Genomic DNA, 20,884 nt, shown 5'->3' with positions numbered 1-20,884 from the left:
GATGTAGGCGTCAGGCGTCAGGTGTCACCTTTTCTCATGCTTGGCGGCGATGGCATCAATCCGAATCGCCGGGAGGACTCGGCGCCGCCGGTAGGTTACTCGGGCTGGAACGGTCCGGACTGGCGCCAACGCCATGTTCCTTCGAAGCATCACCGGGCGGAATCGCCTCCGCTGGCTTGGTACGCCGGTGGCTGGAGGGTTCGGGGCCGAGGTTATCTCCTTGTTCCAGGTCACCACGGCCCTCCCCGGGAGCAAAAATGGCGGGCGGCGCCCCAGGAGCCGCCCCTCGGACATTCGCATGTCCGCGGCCGCGCGGGCGGCTGGCTTGGATCGCGTCTACCAAATCGGCAGGCCTCACCTCGGCCGGTGGAGCGGCGCCATACGGAACGAGACCGTTGCCGCCCATGTTCCAGTAAGTGGTATCGTCGGCCACCACCGAGGTGTAGTTTGCGTAGTGGAGTGGAGTTGTATCCGGCTCTTCGGGCAGGGGCATCTCGGGCATGGGGCCCTGCCCCCAACCATTTGAGCCATAGGGCCGCGGCCGCGGGTTAGAGAGCCGATGGGTGCCGTAACCGACATAATAAGGCGTGTAGTAAGGCAACAGTGGATAATATGCCCAGGGCCTCCAGCGGCTCGACGATGCGACCGGCGAGAGCGGTGCGTAGTAGGGGATATAGGGTTTCCAGTGCCTCGCGTCGGCGGGCGCCAGTCCAGGCGGGTGAACGCCGTAAGCCTCCACCGGGGTGAGAATCGCCGCTCTGCGTCCGGCCGCGCCGGTGCCGCCGTTGGAATACTCTTGTGCGTCCGTCGGCAGCGACATGATCGCGACCAGGGCCGCCGAACCAAAAAGGCGTGTAAAACGGTGTGTCATTGAACGTATCCTTGTATTTGCGGGTCACTTGCTAGCGCGTCGCCGGCGGCGGTCCTGTTCCCACCGGCGGCAGGTAGTTGGGCCGCTGGGTGTTGACCGGCACGATCGGCCCCGTTCGCCGCGAGAACGCGATCTCGCGGGCCGGGTAGCCCAGTTCGTGAAACATCGCGAACTGGGCCGTGTTGTAATCGGCAACGCTGTCGATGTAATTCTCGTAGGCCGTCATCAGCAACTGCAACGCAAAGACCGCTTCCTGCGGGCGAAACACCTGGACCAAGACGTTGCCGAAGCGTTGCGTTTGCGCCAGTCCTTCGACGTTGCCGTTGTAGTTGATCAGGGCCGACTTCACTTCGCGTTCGGCCTGCACGACGCGGGCCGCCGCGGCCTGCAAGTCGGCCTGAGTGCGCGTCACGCCCCCCGCGATCGAATCCTGAGTGCGAAACAATTCGACCAATTGCTGCGACGACATTCCGCGGGCCTCCTTGATCTGGGCCAGGTTCCTCAGTCCCATGCCATCGGCCGTCATCATCATCTGCGGCGTGATGTCGTCGCGCGGGCTCCATTGGTTCATCTTGCTGTCTCTCCCGATGCCATTGGCCCCCACCTGAAGCAATTCATAGGGCGTCTGGAAGCCGTTCATGTAGAGCGCGGGAATCGCCACGCGGAGCTTTTCCTGACGGATCGACACCAGCGTCGCCTGAACCAACGCCTGCTGCGACGCCAATTCAGGGCGGTTGGTCAAGGCGATGGGGATCAACTCGTCGAGCGAACGGCGCGGGGCGATCAGGGTGATTTGCAGGTGGTCGTGCTCGAGCGGTTCGACCACGGCACGCGGGTCGAGCCGCAGCACGCGGGTCAGGTCGGCGCTGGCCATGCGCCAATTCTGCCGGGCGGTGACCGCCTCTTGCTCCAAGTCGGCCAGCAGGTTGCGCGCCCGGTCGATCTCGACTCTCGGAACCAGGTCGGCACTGAGCGCGGAGACCTTGGCCACAAGCTGGCGGCCCCGCTCGACGGCATCGATCGTCACGGCATACCGCCCGCGTTGGCGATGCACGCCAAAGTACGCCTTGGCCGTCATGAACAAGGCGTCGTTTTTGGCGGTTTGCAGGTCCCAGCGCGCCGAATTGAGCACCTGCCGGTCGTGCAACGGCTGGAAAATCATGTCGGTGCCGAATTGAAACTGCGGCGAGGGGAGCAGCGGCAGACCGGGCGTGGGCTGGTAGAAATAGTTGGGGCCGAGCGGCGCCCAGGTGAATCCGCCGCCGCCGTAAAAGAAGTTGATGTTCTGGTTGAGCGGGCGGCCCAAGCTGCCCGGCGAGGGCTGCCCATACCAATTCTGTCCTATTGGAATGTTGTAACCGTTATTGAGATCCGGACCACCACCGTCGTGGCGGATGTAATCGGCGCCGAGGTTGATCGTCGGGACCCAGAGCACCTTCGATTTTTGAAGCTTCGCCTCAGCGACCCAGACATTGGCGCTGGTGGCGGCCACGATGATCGGTCGTGCATCCGCCAGCCGCAGGGCGGTGGCCAGGTTGATGGGAAAACGCAAGTCGCCCGGGCCGGGCGGCGGCGGCCTCATACCGAGCACTTCGCCGCCGGGCACCGGTGGCTCTTCCAGCGGCGACTTTTGGCCGGGCCGGCCCGGTGGTTTGTCACCGCGCGCGGGAAAGGTGACCAGGGGCGGGCCCGGCGGCGTCGCCGAGTCGTCCACGGGCGGCGCTGGGCTCCGCTGGCTCGCACCGCGACCGCCATTGGCAGGCACAGGCGGCGGTTGTTGCCCGCCGCAGGCCCAAGGATGCATGCCGGCAACGAACGCGCAGGTGGCGACGATCAGCAAACGGTTCGTTTGTCGCATGGAGACGGTTCCTTCCGTTACTTTGGGCATGGCCCAACTCAAGTGTGCTTCGGTACGATGTTTGTAAAACTTGAACTGGAAACGGCACTATCTCGACGGCGGCGGCGGCCCCGTGCCGACCGACGGCAAGTAGCGCGGACGCACCGTGTTGATCGCCAGGATCGGTCCGGTGCGGCGGAAATACGCCAACTCGCGGGCCGGATAGCCTAGCGCGTGGTACACGCGGAACTGTGCCTGGTTGTACTCGGCGACCGTGAGCCAGTAATGATCGTAGGCCAACTTCAGCAGCTTGAGGGAGAATATGGCTTCCTGCGGCCGAAAGACTTGCTGCAGGACGTTGCCGAACCGTTTGGTCTGCCCCAAGCCTTCGATGTTGCCCGCGTAATTGACGAGCGCGCCGCGCAACTCGCGCTCGGCCTGCACCACGCGGGCGGCCGCCGATTGCAGCCGCGCCTGCGAGCGCGTCACGTCGGCGGCCACCATGTCTTGGGCCCGAAACAACTGCACGATGGCCCCCGAGGCGTCGCCCCGCATCCATTTGACCATGGCCGCGTTGCCCAACCCCATCGAGTCGAGCTGAAACATCATGCCGGGGGCGAAGTCGTCGCGCCACAGCCAATTGTTCATCGAGTTGCCCGTGCCGATGCCATTGACCCCAAATTGGAGCTGCTCGTAGGGAGTCTGAAAGCCATTGAGCATGGGGATGGGCAGGACCGGACGCATTTTTTCGCGGCGAATGTTCACCAGCGCGGCCTGGACCAGCGCTTTCTGCGATGCCACCTCCGGGCGGTTGGACAAGGCGATCGGCATCAGCGCATCCAGCGACCGTCCGGGATCGATCAACGTGATCTGCAGGTGGTCGGGCTCCAGGGGCTCGACCACGGCGCGCGGATCCAAGCGGAGCACTTGGGTCAGGTCGGCGCTCGATTTCCTCCAGTTCTGCCGCGACATGACGGCCTGCTGCTCCATGTCCGCCAGAAAGTTGCGGGCGCGATCGACTTCCACGGCCGGCACCAGGTCGCGGCTCAACTCGTCGATCTGCGCCAGCAGCCGGCGGCCTTTGACGACCACATCGATGGCCCCCGCGTAGCTGCCACGCCACTTGTGTACTTCGAAGTAGGCGTCGGCGGTCATCAACAGGGCATCGTTCTTCGCGGTCTGGATGTTCCAGCGTGCAGCGTTGAGGTTTTGCCGCGCGGCCAGCGGTTGAAAAATCATGTCCGTGGCGTACTGCATCAGGAAAAAGGCGCCGCCGCCATAGAAGAAATTGATGTTCTGGCTAAGCGGCTTGCCAAACGTGGTCGGGGTGAACTGGCCGTTGGCGTTTTGCCCCACGGGGACATTATAGCCGTTGAGCGTGTCGGGTCCCAACCCGTCGTGGCGGGTGTAGTCGAAGCCGAGGTTCAAGGTCGGGATCCAGAGAGTTTTGGCACTTTGCATCCGCGCCTCGGCGACCCAGGCGGTCGCTTGCGCGGCGGCGATCACCAGCGGCCGCTCGTCGGCCAGCCGCAAGGCGGTGGCCAGGTTGATCGGAAACCGCAGGTCGCCCGGTTCAGGCTTGGGCAGCTCCAGGTGTACGACCTCGGCCGGCGGAGGCACCTCCAGAGGAGATAACTCGCTGGGCTTGGCCGGCAACTCCAGCCCCATAGGCGTCGGGGCCTGCTCGCTCACACCGCGCCCCTCCGGATTCATCGGGAGCGCCGGCGCCGGCGGCGGCACGACCTCCGGCGGCGTTGCGCGTGAAGGCGCAGCAGAGGCCGGTGGCCGCCCCGCACGCTCGGCGCGGCAGGGCGTGCCGACCCACAGTAGCGCCATGCTCGCACACACGACCAGCGATCGCTTGCACGCTTTCATCGCGACGACTCCTTTCCCGTCCGCTGGACCGCATTTCTGTAGGGAACGCCCTCTGTGGCGTTCCGTGATCCGCGATGGATTGTCGATACCGGGTCCGCGGAACGCCACAGAGCGCGTTCCCTACAGACATCTATCTGGATTCCATAAGTCATTTATTCGTCCGTTTCTTAGCGCGGTGGCTGCGGCGGTCCCGTGCCCACCCGCGGCAGATAAGCCGGCCGCTCGGTATTGACCGGTACGACCGCGCCCGGCGGCCGGAAAAACGTGACCTCGCGAGCGGGATAGCCTAGCGCGTGGAACAGCCTGAACTGCGCCGTGTTGTAGTCGGCGACCGTGTTGAAGTATTCGTTGAAGGCCAGGTGCAGCAACTTGAGGGCATAGACCACCTCTTGCGGTCGATAGACCAATTCCAGCACGTTCTCAAAGCGCCTGGTTTGTCCGAGGCCCTCGTGATTTCCTTGATAGGTGACCAGTCCCGTCCGCAACGAGCGTTCGGCTTGGACCACTCGCGCCGCCGCCGACTGAACTTGGGCCTGGGCCTGATTGATTTCCGCCGCCACGGTGTCTTGGGCCTGGGCGAGCTTGGCGATGGCTTGCGATTGTTCGCCGCGCCGCCTTTTGACGAGCGCCATGTTGCCGAAGCCAAAGCTGTCCAACTGCCAGACCACTTGCGCGCTAATATCGTCACGGAAGCTCCAAAAGTTCAGCTTGCCGCCGTGGCCCGTGCCAAAGATCGATGCTTGAGGCGCCATCCCTCCGGGAGTCTGCCAGCCGGTGAGCAAGACCGCCGGAAGCAACGGCCGCATTTTTTCCTGCCGAATGCGGACCATTGCCGCCTTGACCTCGGCCTGGTTCGCGGCCAACTCGGGACGATTGCTCAGGCCAATCGGAATCAGATCGTCGAGCGGACGCGAGGCGTCGATCAAGGTGATCTGCAGATGGTCGTTCTCCAACGGCTCGCACACGGCGCGGGGATCGAGGCGGATGACCTGCGTCAGATCGGCGCTCGCCAGACGCCAGTTCTCGCGCGCCGAGACGGATTGCTGCTCGAGAAAGGCGAGCAGGTTTCGGGCACGGTCCACCTCCACCTTGGGAATCAAGTCTTTGCTCAAGGCGTCAATTTTGGCAATCAGCTTTCGCCCTTCCTGCACCGTATAGAGGGCGCCGGCGTACTGTCCGCGATGACGATGGACATTGAAATACGACCGGGCCACTTCCAAGACGACGTCGTTTTTGGCGGTCTGGATATCCCAACGCTTGGCATCCAAGACTTGCCGCGCGGCCAACGGCTGGAAGATGACGTCGGTCGTGGAGACGACCTGGTACAAACTGACGCCGGCCAGGAACCAGTTGTAATTCTGGTTGAGGGGCTTGCCAAAGCCGCCCGGCGCCGGTTGCCCGTAGATGCCGACCCCCACCGGCACGTTGATGCCCTGATTGAAGTCGATCGGGCCGTCGTGCCGCGCGTAGGAAGTCGACACCATGAACGAGGGGACCCACAGCACCTTCGCCTTCTGCAGTTGCGCCTCGGCCGACCAGGCGCTGGCTTGGGCGGCGGCGACGAGCAAGGGCCGCGCATCGGCCAGCCGCAAGGCGGTGGCCAGGTTAATCGGAAAGCGGAGATCGCCGGACTGCACGGGCGGCAGCGGCAGGACCACGGTTTCGCCTCCGGGCGGCGGCGGTAACTCCAGCGGAGACTTTGTGCTTGGCTGAAAGGGCCGGTTGAGCAGCACCGGCGTTTGAAGCTGATGTGCCGCGTCGATCCGCGCAGGAGGAGCCAGCCGCAGATCGGCATCATGCTGCGCCGCCTTGGGAAACTGCGGAGGCTGCGTCGCCTGTCGATCTGCGCCTGCGGGCCACGCTGCACGGGGGGGCGCCATGACGCCGGCCGGGCCTGGCGGCGCTAACGGTCCTCTCGCTGCCAGTGGCCGCCGTCGCTGCGGCGATGGCACCTCGCCATTGGCCGGCTGAATGCCGAACTGGTAGCTCATGAACTGCACTTCGTTGCTCGGCGCCGGCCCGCCCACGTTTTGCACGGGCGGCCGTTGACGAGGCACCTGGGCACGCGAAGCGGGCGGCATGTCGAACCGCACGCTCGCCGGCATGCTCGGCCCTGGAGCGGGAGCAGGGGGCTGTGCCCCACTCGGACCGGCCGAACTGCCGCAAACTGCGATCATGGCTACGACGACCGAACATCGTCGTACGCCTTGCCGGCTTAACGAAAGCGTGCTTTTTGCCTTGCCCATCGCGGTCGCTCGAAGCTACAAATCGGCCTTTGCCGGGAGTCATCGTCGCGACGTTCTCGGAAAATCCACCTAAACCGTCAAAATCGCTATGCGGGGAAGCTTCATGTACAGTCGGCACAAACTTCTACCATCAAGGGATAAGAATTGTTCGCGATGGCAAGAGAATTAGCCGGCGCGGAGCCCGCAAAATTTGTGCATCCGATGCGAACCCTGTTCTGTGCGTACTCGCCCCCGAACCGGCATCCATCGCGACAGGATGACGACCCCATGCCCGGCGCGCCGAACCACGTCGGGCCGGGAACCGGTGCGGGATGCGTGGCTGCCGCCAGCGGCATGAAGAGGGCTGTCGCCGCGCCGCCATCGAAGAGAAGTTACGGCGACAGTCGTGACTTTGCCGCGACCGAAGGAAGTAGCACGTGACGTGCCGTTTGGCGGCCGGAGGGACGCTGGCGTGGGCGCTACCGGCGGCTTACTTCGTGCCGCGCGGTTTGGCGCCGGCCACCTGGGCTACGTTTGTCGACGGGGCAATCTGCACGAGGGCGCCGTCGGTGAGGATGGAGAGATCGCCCACGATCACCTGTTCCGAGCCGTCGAAGGGCACCCAGTCATCGTCGTCGCCGGACGCCGGCGAGAGCTGGTTGGCGGCAGGATCCGTCATTTCGGTGACCTGGGCAATGCCCCTCGTTTCGGGCCGCGGCAGGTGATCGCGCGGCCGGTCGGCACGGCGGCTCATTTCAGCCTTGCCCTCGTGACCGCAACCCGCGGCGGCGGCCAGCAGTCCCATCAGCAGAACACAAAGATAGGCGGGACGAATCCAAGCCCCGCACAGGACGATGCAACGCATAAGCGAGCTCCCAGCAACCAGGTGCTTTTCAAGACCAACCTGCCCCTGATTATCCTCACCGGTTCGCGGCGCTTCAAGGCGAGTTTCCCACGTCTTCGTTCGGCGGCGGCGCATCGGGCGGCACGCCCGGCGCGCTGCCGCTGTGCTCGATTGCGCGGCCCGTGGCGAGGAGGTTCTCGTGCTCGGTGGCATGCTTGTCCCACGCCGCGTCGTCTTTGCTGGAGGTGACCTCCTTTTTGTACGCGTCGACGTGTGCGAAGACGTGCGGATCGTAGTGGATGCTCTCCGGGTCGTCGGGGTAGATCGAGGGCGATCGGGCCACCTTGTTGCCGATGATGATGGCGAACACCGAGGGCAGCACCAGCAGCGTGGCAAAGGTCGACATCACCAGCCCGCCGATCACCGCCAGCCCCAGTGGGGCCTGCATCTGGCTGCCTCGTTCCAGCGCCAGTGCCATCGGCACCATGCCGACGGTCATGGCGCAGGCGGTCATCAAGATCGGCCGCAAGCGCTCGCCCGCCCCGACGACGGCCGCCTCGATCGAAGGCGCTCCCTTTTTCCAATGGTCGTCCATAAAGGTGACCAGCATCACCGAGTTCGACACCGAAACCCCCAGGCACATGATGGAGCCCATGAACGACTCGATGTTGAGGCCCGTGTTGGTCGTGTAGAGGATGACGGCGATGCCCGCCAGCACCCCCGGCACGGCCCCGATTGCGATCAGGGCCAGACGGGGCGACTGGAAGTAGGCGGTCAAGAGCACCAGGATGACGAACACGGCCACGGCCAGGCCGGCCCCCAGGGCCTTGAACATGGCGATCATCGGCGGCAACTGGCCCATGGGCTCGACGCGCACGCCCTGGGGCGGCGCGCCGGCGGCATCGACCGCCGCTTGCACCTGCCGCGAGGCCCGCCCCATGTCCTCGCCCTCGACGTTGGCCGTCAAGGTCACGTAACGTTGCGACATGTCGCGATCGAGCTCGCCCGGCCGCGTGCCTCTGCGCACCGTCGCCACGTCCCGGACCATCAGGTTCACCAGCGGATTGACCGATTCCACCGGCAAAATCTCCACGTCTTCCGGCTGTTCCATCCGCAAGGGCGGCACCTGAATCTGCACGAGATAGTCGAAGCCGGTTTTGACGTCGATCCAGTAGTTGAGGTTGGTGAAACGGGTGGATGAAGTCGCAAAGACCATCGAGCGAGCTACGTCATCCACGGTGGCGCCGCTCAGGCCGGCCTTCTCGCGGTCGATGGTCACCTCGACCGAAGGATAGTCGAGTTGCTGCTCGAAGCCGACGTCGCGCAGATAGGGGATCTTTTTCATTTCGGCGGAGATCTTTTCCGCGTGCTGCCGCACCAGCTTCAGATCGGTGCCCACGAGCCGCACCGCGATCGGCGTCAGTGAACCGAAGCTCATGACCGAAGTCACAATGTCGCCCGGCTGAAAGCCGAACGTGGCCAGCTTGGCTTGCCGCTGGGCCTCCGCCGTCGACAGGCCTCCCTGCTGGAGGCGCGCGGCGAGCCAGGGGATGATGCGTTCGGGCAGCACCTTGCGGAGCCGCTCGCGGAACTCGTCGAGCCGGATGCCGCTCTCTTCGTTGAGCGCCACGCGCATCTGGCCGTCGTCGGGCCCGCGCATGAAGAGCACCATGTTGTCAATGCCGAAGTTCGGCGCCACCTGGCCCACGAAGCCCATGGTGATGTCGATATTCTCGGGCTTCGCCTCGTCCTCGATCACTTGCAGGCACTTCACGGCCATTTGCCGCGTGAGCTCGAAGTTCGAGCCGGGCGGCGGACGGAAACGGAGTACGAACTGGCCGGAGTCGACCTGCGGGAACAACTCGGTGCCGATCTGCAACCCCAGCCCGGCGAGAATCAGCACGCAGCCGGCCAGATAGCCCGGCACGATCACCCACCGCAATCGCACAAACCAAGCGACGAGCTTGCCGTAGACCTTGAGCATGCGGCCGAACAGCCCGGGTTTCTCCTCGTCGTGCCCGTGCCCCATGTGCTTCAGCAGGTAGACGCACAAGATGGGCACAAACGTGCTGGAGAGCAAATACGACGAGATCATGGCGAAGCCCACGCCCAGCGTCAGCGGCATGAACAGCGAGCGGAGCGGGTCTTCCATGATGAACGCCGGGATGAACACCGACAGGATACAGAGCAAGGCCAACAGCCGCGGCACGGCGGTGGCATTGCTGGCGCGCAGCACCGCCGTGGCGATGTTCGGCGTGTGTTGCATTTGCACGTGGACGTTCTCAATGGTCACGGTGGCCTCGTCGACGAGAATGCCGATGGCCAGCGCCATGCCGCCCAGCGACATGATGTTGATGGTGTTGCCCGTCAGCCACAGTCCGAACATCGACCCCAGCAGAGCCAGCGGAATGTTCGAGACCACGACGATCACGCTCCGCAGGTCGCCGAGAAAGAGGAGAATCATCAAGCCGGTCAGGCCCGCGCCGATCAGGCCTTCGGTGGCCACGCTTTCGACCGCCGCCACCACCGTGGGCGACTCGTCGAACTCGAAGCTGAGCTTGACCTCGGGATACATATCGGGACGTATGGCGTTGCGGAACAGGTCCATCGACTTGCGAACGTCGGCCACCACGGTGAGGGTCGATCCGGTGTCTTTCTTGATGATCGGCAGATAGACCGACTTGCGGCCGTTGACCAGCGCATAGCCGTAGGTGATGTCGGTGTCGTCCAGGATGGTCGCCACGTCGCGCAGATAGACGTTCTGGCCGACCTTGAGTGGAATGTCGCCCATCCGCTGGATGTCGACCACGGTCGCATTGTTGGCGACCACCGGCATCGAGTCATGGACGTAGATGTTGCCGGCCGGAATGATCGTGTTGCCTTTGGCCAGGGCGTCGATGACGTCCTCGCCCCGGAGGTTGTAGGCCAGCAGCTTCTGCGGATCGACGTTGACCACGATCGAGCGCATGTTGGGGCCGAAGGGCGAGATGGCGACCGTGCCCGGCACATATTTCTGTACCAGCGGCCGGATGACGTTCTGCGCCAGGTCGCCCATCGCGCCCAGCGACGTCCGCTCGCTCTCGAACACCAAGTAGCCGACGGGAACGCTGCCGGAATCCATGCGCATGATCATCGGCGGCAGGGTTCCCTTGGGCATCCACGACATGGCCCGGTCGGACATGGCCACCACCTGGGCCATGGCCTGGCCCATGTCGGTGCCGGGGAAGAACGACAGCTCGCACAAGGCGACCTGCTGGATGTTGCGCGTGTTGATGTCCTGGATGCCGTCGACGTACTGAAAGTAGAGCTCGAGCTGATTGACGATGAACCCTTCGACCTGGTCGGGGCTCATGCCGATGTAGTCGAGAAAGACGTAGATTTTGGGGACGTTGAGCGCGGGAAAGATGTCGACGCGCATCCGCTGGTAGGCCAGCCCGCCGCCGCTGACGAGCGCCACGACCAGCATCAGGGTCGTGATCGGGTGCCGCATGGCGAAGACGGTCGGATTCATGGCTTACTCCTGTGGAACGCTACTGCCGTAAAAAACTACGCCCGAAAAAAGCCAGGCGGGAGGGCCGCTGTACGGCGCAAGGGCCACTGTACCGCGCAGTGGAAGGAAACTTCCTGTCCGTGCTGGAAAGAAGTTTCTGTCCACGTGGAAGCTGCCTTTGATGCGCACGGTGAGCCATCCCGGTACTTTTGCCCCGCCTGGTGCCTCGGTCTGCTCGTCCGTCGAAGATGTTACGACGCCTAGCCTTGCGTCGCCGCCGCCAATGAGAACAAGACATGACTGTCACTGTACAGCGATCCAGAAGTCCTCGCTGACGGTCGCCACACTGCTGCGAAGAGAAGGGCAAGCAACTGGCGTGCCGCATGGATCGTTGGCACGTGCTTAAGCCGCCAGCTCCCTACTTCACGTGACCCATGCGAGACGTTTTGCCAAGAAGCGAAGCGATGCCCCGGCGCGTCGAACCGGGGCACCGCTTGACGCCACGGAGACGCCATGCTGTCCCGAGAGCATTGAACCGGTGAAGTCACGCCGCTATATCCCGTGCGGGTCGGCGCCGGCTGCTTTGCTTTCGCCGCTCCCCGCAACGACGTGGACGGGCTCGCCGTCGGTGAGGACCGACAGGTCGCCCAAGATCACCTGCTCCGATCCGTCGAAGGGCAGCCAGTCGGCGTCATCGTGCATCGCCGGACGTTGGTTCTGCGTGACTTCGGCCGGCGCGTTGAAGCTGGCGTTGTGGATGCCGGTTTCCGCGGCCGTCCTGCGCCGGCGGTTGATGACCTCAACCCACTTGCCCTTGCCGTCCTTCACGCCCGTTTGCACTTCGATCCGCACCGCCTTGCCGTTCTCGTGGATCCAGCAGAAGGTTTTTTCGCCCGCGTAGGCCAACGCGGCCACCGGCAGCGCACGGACTTTGGGTCGCTCGATAATCACCTTGCCGTAGGCGTACATGCCGGGCAGGATCTGGCTGTCGGTGTCGGGCAGTTTGACGCGGGTCAGGGCATCCCGCACGACCTGGGGCAGGTCGTCGGGAATGGGGCTGCCGGTGTTGGGCAGATCGATCTCGGCGCGTAACGTACGGCTGTTGACGTTGAGCGCCCAACTCGTGCGCGTGACCGTGCCCAAGATCGGTTGCTCGCGGAAGGCCTTGATGAGCACGCTCGCCTTCGAGCCGACGTCGACGAAATTGGCGTCGTGTTCGGGAATGTCGACAAAGATGCGGACCACGTCGGTGCGGTCGACCACGTAGATGGGGCTGCCCTGGCCGCTGGGCGATTGGTAGGGAGCGTGCTCGTCGGCGGAGGGGTCGCCCGTGGCAGGCAAGACAAAGTCCCAGGTATTGGCATTGCGGGCCACGATCACGCCGTTGAACGGCGAATAGAGCTTGATGTAGGGCTTTTGACCCGGCCCACAATCCGCCCAGGCCCCCAGCCGTTTATAGTCGCTGTCGGCCACTTCCACGTCGGCCTGGGCGACCCTGACGGCGACTTCGTCTTGACCGACCGTGGCCCTTTTCGATTGCAGTTCGGACTCGGCCTTGACGATGTCGGCCTCGGCCGCCTGGCGCGCGGCGACGCACCCGCGCAGCCGGTTCTCCGATTCGAGCAGCACTTGGGGATCGACCACGCCGCGTCCGACCTCGGCCCTGAGCCGCTTGACCTCCGATTCCCAGCGGACCGCCTCCGACGTGTATTGCGCCCAGGTGGCCTTGGCGGCTTTGACGAGCGCCATCGCCACTTCCACATCGGCCTTGGCCACCAGCAGCGTTTTCTCGGCCAGCTTGACCCGCTTCTTATCGTATTCGACGGTCGCGCCCTTTTGCTTCCAGTCCTCCACGATCTCGGGCACGAACAGGTCGGCGAGCACCTGGTCTCTCGTCACTTTGTCGCCGATATCGACGTTCCACTTTTGGATATAGGCCGTCAGCTTGGGGTAGATCGAGGTGCGTTCGTAAGCTTCGACGAAGCTCGGCTGCCCGACGATGCGGACGATATCCCGAGTCTCGGGCCGCATCACCTGAACGGCGGGGGGATCCGAAACGCTTTTGACTTCGGCCTTGTGCTGGTGACCGCAACCCGGCGCCGCCAGTGCGGCCAGCAGGCCCAACGCCGGCCCCAGGGCGTGTGCGGCACGAAGAACCGATCTATGAATAAAAGAGTCGTTCATGAGCAATCTTTCTGTTGGGGTCTGCGTTAAATTCCGTTGGGGCTGGCATGGGCGATCTCGCCACCCCTTGCCGCCGGGGCCATCTGCACGGGCGCGCCATCGGTGAGAATCGACAGGTCGCCCACAATCACCTGCTCCGAGCCGTCGAACGGCACCCAGTCGGCCTCCTCGTCGAAGGCCGTTGGCAACTCTTGGGCGACTTCGGTCGGCGCGCCGAGGCGGACTTTGCGTAGGCCGGCCTCGGCCGGCGGCCGGCGGCGGCGGTTAGTGACTTCGATCCACTCGCCGTCGCTGACGCCGGTCGTGACCTCGGTCCGCACCGCCGTGCCGTCCTGGTAGCTCCAGCAAAACGTCTGGTCGCCGCTGTGCATCAGGGCGGCCACCGGCAGCGCCCGCACTTTCGGGCGCTCGATCATGACCTTGCCGTAGGCGTACATGCCGGGCAACATTTCGGTATCGGTGCCAGGCATCTTGACGTGGGTCAGGGCCTCGCGAGTGCTCGCCGGCAGGTCGTCGGGAATCGTGCTGCCTCGATTGGGCAGGTCGATCTCGGCCCGCAACGTGCGGCTCTTGACGTTCAGCGCCCAACTGGTGCGGGTCACGGTGGCCACCACGGGCTGATCGCGGAACGCCTTGGCGAGCACGGTCGCCTTCGACCCGACGTGGACAAAGTTGGCCTCATGCTCGGGAATGTCGACAAACACGCGGACCACGTCGGTGCGGTCGACCACATAGATGGGTGCGGCCTTGCCGCCCGGCGAAAGGTCAGGATCGCGCTGATGGTCGGCGGTGGGGTCGCCCGTGGCGGGCAGCACAAAGTCCCAGGTGTTCGCATTGCGCGCGACAATCACGCCGTCGAACGGCGCGTACAGCTTGAGGTACCAATCGACCAGCGACTTCACCCGTAGGTAGTCATGCCTGGCGACTTCGACCGCCGCCCGAGCGACTTCGACGCCCACTTCGTCTTCGTCAAAGGTGGCCGTCTTCGACTTCAGGTCTGCCTCGGACCTCTCGATCTCGGCCAAGGCCGCGTCGCGAGCGCCGATGCTCGATTTAAGCTGGCTGTCGGATTCACCCAGCACCCGCGCATCGACGTGGCCCAGCTTCGTCTCGCGCGTGAGGCGCTTCACTTCGGCGTCCCAGCGGGCGACTTGGGCCTCGTACTGATCGAGAATCTTCTTGGCCGCGTCGAGGTGCGCCGCGGCCACCAGCACGTTCGCATCGGCCACTTTCACCTTCTCATCGGCCAGCTTCACGCGTTCTTCGGCCAGCTCGAGGGCCTCGTACTTGGTCTGGCAATCTTCCTCGACCTCCGGCACGAACAGGTCGGCGAGCACCTGGTTTTTCGTCACCTTGTCGCCGATGTCGACGTGCCACTTTTTGATATAGGCGCTCAGCTTGGGGTAGATGCTGGTGCGCTCGTAGCTTTCGACAAAGCTCGGCTGCCCGACGGACCGCACGATATCCCGAGTTTCGGGCCGCCGGACCTGGACCGTCAGGGGCCGCGGAGCTCGTGCGACTTCGGTTTTCTGTTGCCGGCCGCAACCGGGCGCCAGCAGCGCGGCCAGCAGCCCCAACACCAGCCACCGCCCGTGAGCGGAACGAGGCAAAACCGCGGGCAAGATGCCACGTCGCATAAGCGATCTCCAACGAAAGGGCCAGTACATCAACAATCTCCCATGCAAAAAGTGTAGTACGTTATTCAGCTTGCTCTTGGGCGGCGGTGCGCCCGCCACCGCATCGCTTTATCTTCGCGGCGGATTCTCCTCATCTCGCACCCGTTCGTCGGGCGGCACGTCCTTGGCGTCAAAGCCCAGGGTGTCGAGCATTTCTTCTTGGGTGTGATGGGTGACGAACGGGTCGCTGCTGACGGCCGTAGGATCCCAAGGGAAAGCCAACACCTTGTCGAAGCGGCGATCGACGGCAGTTTCTACCGGCCCGGTCTGACCGGCGGGCCCAGTCCGAGAGCGGTCGGCGCCGTGGCCGGAATCGCCATGGCCCGATGCGCGGTCGGTGTCGAAGGCGTGCGGATCGTAGTAGAGGCTTTCGGGATCGTCGGGGTACATCGACGGCGAACGGGCGACCTTCCCGCCGATGACCATCGCGAACACCGACGGCAGCACCAGCAGGGTGGCAAAGGTCGACATCACCAGCCCGCCGATCACCGCCAGGCCCAGCGGCGCCTGCATCTGGCTGCCGCGCTCCAGGGCCAGCGCCATGGGCACCATACCCACCGTCATCGCGCAGGCCGTCATGAGAATGGGCCGCAGCCGCTCGCCGGCCCCCACGATGGCCGCCTCGACCGCGGGCGATCCGCCCTTCCAATGGTCGCTCATAAATGTCACGAGCATCACCGAATTCGACACCGAGACGCCCAGGCACATGATCGATCCCATGAACGACTCTATGTTCAGCGAGGTATTCGTGCAATAGAGGATGGTGGCGATGCCCGCCAGCACGCCGGGCACGGCACCGATGGAAACCAGGGCCAATCGCGGCGACTGGAAATACGCCGTCAAGAGCACGACGATCACAAACACGGCGACCGCCAGCCCGATGCTCAGCGCCTTGAACATCGCCAGCATGGGCGGCAACTGGCCCATCAGCTCGACGCGAACGCCTTGGGGCGGGCTGCCGGCGGCGTCGATCGCGGCTTGCACCTGCCGCGAGGCCCGGCCCATGTCCTCACCTTCGACGTTGGCCGTCAGGGTCAGGTAGCGCTGCGACATGTCGCGATCGAGCTCGCCGGGCCGCACGCCCTTCTTGACGGCGGCCACGTCGCGGACCATCAGGTTCACCAGCGGATTGACCGATTCCAACGGCAAGACCTCGACGTCTTCGGGCTTTTCCATCCGCAACGGCGGCACCTGAATCTGCACCAGGTAGTCGAAGCCGGTCTTCACGTCGACCCAGTAATTGAGATTGGTAAAGCGGGTCGACGACGTCGCCATCACCAGGGCGCGCGCCACGTCGTCGACTTTGGCCCCGCTGAGGCCCGCCTTTTCGCGATCGATGGTTACCTCGACCGACGGGTAGTCGAGCTGCTGCTCGAATCCCACGTCGCGCAGGTAGGGAATGTTTTTCATCTCCGCTGCGATCTTTTCGGCGTGCTGGCGGACCAGCTTGAGATCGGTGCCTACCAGCCGCACGGCGATCGGCGTCTGCGAGCCGAAGCTCATGACGTTGGTCACGATATCACCCGGTTGGAAGCCAAAGGTCGCCAGACCGGCCTGCCGCTCGGCTTCGGCCTTGGACAAACCACCCTGCTCCAGGCGCGTCGCCAGCCAGGGAACGACCCGTTCCGGCAGCACCGTGCGCAGCCGCTCGCGAAACTCAGCCAGCTTGATGCTGCTCGCTTCGCCGAGCGCCACGCGCAACTGGCCGTCGTCGGGACCGCGCATGAAGAGCACCATGTTATCGATGCCGAAGTTGGGGGCCACTTGGCCCACGAAGCCCATCGAAATGTCGATGTTTTCCGGCTTCGCCTCCCGCTCGATCTCCTCCAGGCACTTCACCGCCATCTGCCGCGTCAACTCGAAGTTCGAGCCGGGTGGCGGGCGAAACCGCAGCACGAACTGTCCCGAATCGACCTGCGGAAACAGCTCGGTGCCAACCTGCACACCCAGCACGCCGATGATCGCGACACACCCGGCGAGGTAGGCCGGCACCACGATCCACCGGGCATGCACGAACCCACTCACAATTTTCTTGTAGGCTTTCAGAAGATGGCCGAACAGGCCGAGTTTCTCCTCGCCATGCCCGTGCCCCGTGTGCTTGAGCAGGCTGACGCACATGATCGGCACGAAGGTGCTGGACAGCAGGTACGACGAGATCATGGCGAAGCCCACGCCCAGCGTCAGCGGCATGAACAGCGAGCGGAGCGGGTCTTCCATGATGAAGGCCGGGATGAACACCGACAGAATGCAGAGCAAGGCCAAGAGCCGGGGCACGGCCGTAATCAGGTTGCCGTGCAGCACCGCCGAGGCCACCTTCGACGTCTTGGCCATCTGCGCGTGGACGTTCTCCACCTCCACCGTCGCCTCGTCGACGAGAATGCCGATGGCCAGCGCCAGTCCGCCCAGCGACATGATGTTGATGGTGTTGCCCGTCAGCCAGAGGCCGAACAGCGAGCCGAGCAGAGCCAGTGGGATGTTCGAGACGACGACGATCACGCTCCGCACGTCGCCGAGAAAGAGCATGATCATCAGGCCGGTCAGGCAGGCGCCGATGAGTCCTTCGGTGGCCACGCTCTCGACCGCCGCCACCACGGTCGGCGACTCGTCGAACTCGAAGCTGAGCTTGACCTCCGGATACATGTCGGGACGGATGGCATTGCGGAACAAGTCCATCGACTTGCGGACGTCGGCCACAACGGTGAGGGTCGATCCGGTGTCTTTCTTGATGATCGGCAGGTACACCGACTTGCGGCCGTTGACCAGCGCATAACCGTAGGTGATGTCGGTATCGTCCGTGATGCTGGCCACGTCGCGCAGATAGACGTTCCGGCCGATCTTGAGCGGTATGTCGCCCAGGCGTTGGATGTCGACGACGGTCGCATTGTTGCTGACCAGCGGCATCGAGTCTTTGGTGTAGATATTTCCGGCCGGAATGATCGTGTTGCCGGTGGCCACCGCCTCGATCACCTGCTGCGGCTTGAGGTTGTAGGCCAGCAGCTTCTGCGGATCGACGGTGACCACGATCGACCGCATGTTGGGGCCGAAGGGCGAGATGGCGACCGTGCCGGGCACATATTTCTGCACCAGCGGCCGAATGACGTTTTGCGCCAGGTCGCCCATGGCTCCCAACGACGTCTTGTCGCTCTCGAACACCAGGTAGCCGACCGGCACGCTGCCGGAGTCCATGCGCATGATCATGGGCGGCAGCGTTCCCTTGGGCATCCACGACATGGCCCGGTCGGACATGGCGACCACTTGCGCCATGGCCTGGCCCATGTCGGTGCCGGGGAAGAACGACAGCTCGCACAAGGCAACCTGCTGGATGTTCCGCGTGTTGATGTCTTGGATGCCGTCGACGTACTGGAAGTAAAGTTCGAGCTGGTTGACGATGAATCCCTCGACTTGATCGGGGCTCATGCCGATGTAATCGAGGAAGACGTAAATCTTGGGCACATTGAGCGAGGGAAAGATATCGACCCGCATGCGGCTATAAGCCAGCCCCCCGCCGCTGATCAGCGCCACGACCAGCATCATGGTCGTGATCGGGTGCCGCATCGCAAAGACAATTGGATTCATTACTGTTCCGTCAGGAATATGTCAGCCGTGACTGCTGTCGGCCTCCGTGACAACGATGGCCGGCGGTACGGACAGGCAGATGGTGTACCGCGGTCGGCGGCGCTCGGCGCCCGCGCCGCTCGCGAGGGTTTGCAGTCGCGGCAAGTCTAATGGGCGAAAGTGGATGCGGCCAGGATGACAATTTCGTAGGGTGCCGCCGCGCGGCCGCTGCCGCCCACACCCGCGATGCGAGGCGCAAAAAACTTTTCACTTGCGGAAAGAGGATGTCCGCCTGCCGCCAACGCGCGTTGCGTCTCATGCCACGAGATTAGGCAAGCGCCACCACGACTCGTCGCAACGGCCACCGCGTGCATTATATGCCGCATGCGGCGGTTGTTCTCTCTTGCGGGGCGGCGACGATGTGTGCTATAAACCGCGCCCCTTCCCTTGCGGCGTGGTTCTGCGCCTGAGCTATGTCACTTCTTCGATCTCCGCTGGGCATCGCCCTGCTGGGCTTCGTTCTTGGCCAAGGCCGGGAAGCGGCCGCGCAACTGTCGTTTGCCAGGGCCGATTCAAAGGCTGGCGAAGTGCAAGCGGCAGACGAGCAGGCCGCGGACCCTCCGAGCGACGAGATCGGTCCCAACCATACTTTCAGGTTCCCGCAGGTGCGGCCTTTCGCGCCGGCGGCGCCCAAGCCGGCGGTGGCGAACGACCCGCTGGGCGAGTCGATCCAACGCCTGACCTTCCAGCCGCGGCGGCCAGGTTCGGCGCTGGGCACGATCGGGCCGCCGCGCGAAGGCGGGCCGGGGACGCTGGGTGAAGAAGGGTTGCGCGGGCCGACCCTGCAGGGACCGGTGCGGCCCCGCCGCAGCCTGGGAACCGTCGGTCAGCCGGAAGAACTCGTCCCCGCGGCCGAAGAGGGCGCCGAAGAATATCGCCCCGACATGGAGGCCGTGCGGCGCAAGGTCAGCACGCGGTTCGGCGACGGTCTTAGCTGGAAGACCGACGACGACTATTTCGAGTTGACGTTCCACAACCTGACGCAGGTCGATGCCCGGATGTTCAACCCCACCGGCGATCCGCTGCACGACAACTTCTTCATCCCGCGGCAACGCTGGTATTTCATGGGCCATGTCTCGGAGCACGTCAATTTTTACACGGTCATCAACCGCGGTTACGGGCCGCTCGATCTCTTGGACGCCTTTGCCGACATCAGCTTCGAGCAAATCGACAAGGAGAAACTCCAGTTTCGCATTGGCCGCATGAAGACGCCTTATACCTACGAATACATCAAGGTCTCGGAAAACGACCTGATCGCACCGGAGCGGTCGGTGTACGTCACGAACCTGGCGCCCAACCGCGAGATCGGCGGCATGTTTCACGGCCAGCTCCTCGCGAAGCGGTTCGAATACGCCCTGGGGCTGTTCAACGGCCCGCGGCGGTCGTTTCAGGATTTCAACAGCGGCAAGGACCTGTTCTGGTTCATGAACACAAAGCCGTTTTTGAAGAGTAAGATCGGCTTTCTGGAACAACTGAACATGGGCGGCTCGTTCAATTTCGGCAACGAGCGCAACCCGGCCCAGCCGTTTTCGCTGCGCACGGCGAACGATCAGAGCGCGTCGGCGGCCGCCGCCAATCTCTCGCCCACTTTTTTTCGCTTCAACCCCGCCGCCTTCGAAAACGGCATCCGCATGCAATGGTCGGGCGACCTGGCCTATTACTTCAAAAGCTTTGGCTGCGTCGCCGGGTATCAGGGCGGCTATCAGGATTACTCGATCGCCACGGGCAGCATTCCCAGCCGCGAGAACATTCACCTGGGCACCGACGAGTTCGCCGGATTCGGCAGCCCGATCCACACGCGCGTGCGGTCGACCGGATACTCCGTGGCCATGTTTTACTTTCTCACCGGTGAGGAAATCACGCGCCGCGTGGAACTGCTTGAGCCGCGCCGGCCGATGGGGGAAGTCAGCCACGTCCGCGGCGAGGGGTCGGAAAAAGGCCGGCTGGGCGCGGTGGAGCTCTTTGCCCGCTTCGCCAACATCCACCTCAGCGACAACGTGTTCTCCAGCGCCGCCTTCGGCGTGCCCTTGGCCGATCCGACCACCTCGGCCAACAACGCCAACGTGACCGACCTCGGTTTCAACTGGTACTGGAACCACTACGTCAAGCTGACCTTCGACTGGCAATATGCGGGCTACAACCGGCCGGTATTGCTGACCACGACCAGCACCACCGGGCACAACAACTTGTTCTGGTTCCGCACGCAGGTGTTCTTCTAAGCAGCTACCCGCCGGTCGGCGATGTGCCGCGGCGCGCGGCATAGAGCT

10 protein-coding genes are annotated in these 20,884 nt (G+C 64.0%); 1 reads left to right on the top strand and 9 read right to left on the bottom strand.

What is annotated here, in order from left to right:
* Positions 1–55: 55 nt before the first annotated feature.
* From VNH11_30135 to VNH11_30095, 9 genes are all read right to left on the bottom strand, one after another.
* Positions 56–871 (bottom strand): hypothetical protein, encoded by an 816-nt coding sequence (locus tag VNH11_30135; protein ID HVA50644.1) that lies wholly within the window; start codon positions 869–871, stop codon positions 56–58.
* A 31-nt stretch (positions 872–902) separates the two neighbouring features.
* Positions 903–2,729 (bottom strand): hypothetical protein, encoded by a 1,827-nt coding sequence (locus VNH11_30130; protein ID HVA50643.1) that lies wholly within the window; start codon positions 2,727–2,729, stop codon positions 903–905.
* An 87-nt stretch (positions 2,730–2,816) separates the two neighbouring features.
* Positions 2,817–4,583, bottom strand: a complete 1,767-nt coding sequence (locus tag VNH11_30125) for a hypothetical protein (protein HVA50642.1) — start codon at positions 4,581–4,583, stop codon at positions 2,817–2,819.
* Positions 4,584–4,750: 167 nt separating this feature from the next.
* Positions 4,751–6,688: a TolC family protein gene (locus VNH11_30120; protein ID HVA50641.1), complete on the bottom strand. Its 1,938-nt coding sequence runs from the start codon at positions 6,686–6,688 to the stop codon at positions 4,751–4,753.
* A 610-nt stretch (positions 6,689–7,298) separates the two neighbouring features.
* Complete coding sequence (locus VNH11_30115) at positions 7,299–7,673, bottom strand: hypothetical protein (GenBank protein ID HVA50640.1); 375 nt, start codon at positions 7,671–7,673, stop codon at positions 7,299–7,301.
* A gap of 73 nt (positions 7,674–7,746) precedes the next feature.
* Positions 7,747–11,163 carry an efflux RND transporter permease subunit gene (locus VNH11_30110; protein HVA50639.1) on the bottom strand — a complete coding sequence of 1,139 codons (3,417 nt, stop codon included), beginning with the start codon at positions 11,161–11,163 and terminating at the stop codon, positions 7,747–7,749.
* A gap of 531 nt (positions 11,164–11,694) precedes the next feature.
* Positions 11,695–13,326 (bottom strand): efflux RND transporter periplasmic adaptor subunit, encoded by a 1,632-nt coding sequence (locus tag VNH11_30105; protein ID HVA50638.1) that lies wholly within the window; start codon positions 13,324–13,326, stop codon positions 11,695–11,697.
* Between the two features lie 26 nt (positions 13,327–13,352).
* Complete coding sequence (locus tag VNH11_30100; GenBank protein HVA50637.1) at positions 13,353–14,963, bottom strand: efflux RND transporter periplasmic adaptor subunit; 1,611 nt, start codon at positions 14,961–14,963, stop codon at positions 13,353–13,355.
* Between the two features lie 108 nt (positions 14,964–15,071).
* Positions 15,072–18,578, bottom strand: coding sequence for an efflux RND transporter permease subunit (locus VNH11_30095; GenBank protein ID HVA50636.1), 3,507 nt, complete (start codon positions 18,576–18,578; stop codon positions 15,072–15,074).
* A 452-nt stretch (positions 18,579–19,030) separates the two neighbouring features.
* Here VNH11_30095 and VNH11_30090 point away from each other — a divergent pair, with 452 nt between their 5' ends.
* Entirely contained in the window at positions 19,031–20,836 is a 1,806-nt protein-coding gene (locus tag VNH11_30090) for a hypothetical protein (GenBank protein ID HVA50635.1), read from the top strand.
* Positions 20,837–20,884: the final 48 nt, after the last annotated feature.

It is taken from the genome of Pirellulales bacterium, assembly GCA_035533075.1.
Classification (GTDB): Bacteria; Planctomycetota; Planctomycetia; order Pirellulales; family JAICIG01; genus DASSFG01.
The sequence above is the reverse complement of the archived record's forward strand: the minus strand, read 5'-3'. Positions and strand labels throughout refer to the sequence as shown.